Source organism: Halomonas sp. 3D7M (genome assembly GCF_014897885.1).
Taxonomy (GTDB): Bacteria; Pseudomonadota; Gammaproteobacteria; order Pseudomonadales; family Halomonadaceae; genus Vreelandella.
This window is the reverse complement of the sequence record NZ_JABUZF010000087.1, coordinates 1-915: the sequence shown is the minus strand read 5'-3', so window position 1 is coordinate 915 and position 915 is coordinate 1. Positions and strand designations below refer to the sequence as shown.

Below are 915 nucleotides of genomic sequence, written 5' to 3'. Positions count from 1 at the left end.
CGGCTTCAGCCGGAGGTAATTGACTGCGGCACACTTCTTTCCATAACGATCTGTTCTTCGGCGTTTTGTGCGGGGACGATCTGTCTGGGAACGAACCATGGGCATCCCGAAACGGGATCGTCATGTATTTCCGCCTCGATCTCGAAAACCCGGTGCAGGATCGACGGGGTGATAACGTCCCGCGGTGCACCGTCGGCGACGATGCGGCCATCGCGCAGCGCAACGATGCGATCGGAATAGCGCGCCGCCAGATTGAGATCGTGCAGCACCATGACGATGGTGCGGCCATGCGCGCGGTTGAGTTTGCGCAGCAGTTCGAGAACGTCGAGCTGATGCGCGATGTCGAGATAGGTCGTCGGCTCGTCGAGAAACATGATCTGCGTCTGTTGCGCCACCGTCATGGCGATCCAGACCCGCTGCCGCTGCCCGCCCGAAAGCGCATCCACAAGCGTATCGCGCCACGGTGCGACGCCGGTCATAGCCATGGCGTGCTCGACCGCCGCCCGGTCTTCCTCCGTCGTCAGGCCGAAAAGCCCCTGATGCGGCGCACGGCCATAGGCGACCAGTTCGTGAACATTCAGGCCCTCGGGAACGACCGGCCCCTGCGGCAGGATCGAGAGCCTGCGCGCGATGTCGCGCGTCCGCATCTCTCGAATATCCCTGCCATTGAGCAGAACCTGTCCACCCAAAGGGTCGAGCAGCCGACCCAGCCCCTTGAGCAATGTCGATTTGCCCGACCCGTTGGGGCCGACAAGCGTCGTCACCGTGCCTTTCGCGATGGAAAGACCGACGTCATGAACGATGGTTTTCGTCTGATAGGCCAGATCGAGGCCTGCGGCCGCAATCGAGGTCTGGTCCGGATCGACTGTCATGGCGTAAACACCGGCACCGGCGGTTCGTCCGAACCGCCGGTGC

1 protein-coding gene is annotated in these 915 nt (G+C 62.6%); it reads right to left on the bottom strand.

The genetic code is table 11. The features are described from left to right. Nucleotides 1–5: 5 nt before the first annotated feature. On the bottom strand, nucleotides 6–915 hold a 910-nt coding region (locus INT22_RS03255; RefSeq protein ID WP_319022018.1), incomplete at its 5' end, for an ABC transporter ATP-binding protein.